This window comes from Candidatus Parvarchaeota archaeon, from assembly GCA_016866895.1.
Classification (GTDB): Archaea; Micrarchaeota; Micrarchaeia; order Anstonellales; family VGKX01; genus VGKX01.
In genome coordinates this window covers 1-1047 of record VGKX01000248.1, presented here as the reverse complement: position 1 = coordinate 1047, position 1047 = coordinate 1, and the positions used below count along the sequence as shown (strand labels likewise).

The following is a 1047-nucleotide window of genomic DNA, read 5'->3' as shown; positions in this document are numbered from 1 at the left end:
AGCAAGTGTACGAAACCTTGCTCGAAAAAGGCACATTGCACACGATCGACCTGCGCAAGGAGGCGAAACTCTCCAATGCCAAAGACTCTGAATTCAACAAGGCATTGGAGTATTTACAGCGCGATTTCAAGATTTTGCCTGTCGGCGTGGCGCAGGCAGGCGCATGGAAGTATTCACACATCTATGCCATCACGACCAGCCAATTCCCTGAGCTTGCCGAACAGGCGCGCAAGATTTCCGAATCGCAGGCGCGCACGAAATTATTGGAGTTGTACTTCAACATGGTCGGCGCGGCGCAATTGCGGGATGTTACGAAATTATTCGGCTGGGGAAATGAAACGGTGAAAAAGACGGTCAATAAGCTGGTGGAAACTGGCTTCCTGACGAATGCGGAGCACCCTAAGATGGCAGGTGAGTGGCTTGTGGTGAAGTTGTAGCTTAAACTTTGCGTGAAACTTGAGAGTATATTGGATGAAAAATAATTCAGAACAATATGCAAAAAGATATACGTTAGCGGCGCTGACAGTGCTCAGCGTCCTGTATTTTTTCGCCTTTTTTATCCCGAACGGGCAGGGCGCACAAGACTTGAATATGCTTTCTGTTTTTGAGCCAGATGAATTTGGTCAGTATCCGCATGCGTTGAGAATGATAGACCAGCCAGCAGATACGTTTATACAGTCGGCATATCGTTTTGTTCAATACAAACATTATTATTACGGCTATCCATTTTATTTATACTCCGTCTTTTTTGCATTGCTGCCCGCCCGTTTGTTTGCGGGTGCAGCGAACGTCTCGCTGGACTTTTTGCTTCTCAGGCAATTGGTCAGTGTTTTGCCCATGCTGGCTGCGGTTTGGCTGCTGGTTTACATGCAAACAAAGTTCCAAAAGCTATGGGTTTCCGTCTTACTTTTTCTGTTTCTGTTGCTCATTCCGATGGTGGTCGAAAATAACCTTTGGTGGCATCCCGAAAGTTTGTCTGTATTTTTTGTTGTTCTGACCATTTATTTTTTACAAAAGGATAAGCTGTCATTTGGCCGCAATTTTTTT

At 45.6% G+C, this 1047-nt stretch carries 2 protein-coding genes; both read left to right on the top strand.

Features of this window, described 5'->3' with window-relative positions; translation table 11 throughout:
• A partial coding sequence (locus FJZ26_06310) for a hypothetical protein (protein ID MBM3230019.1) occupies positions 1-437 on the top strand: 437 nt, incomplete at its 5' end.
• Between the two features lie 34 nt (positions 438-471).
• Positions 472-1047: hypothetical protein (locus tag FJZ26_06305; protein MBM3230018.1), on the top strand; the 576-nt coding region annotated here is incomplete at its 3' end.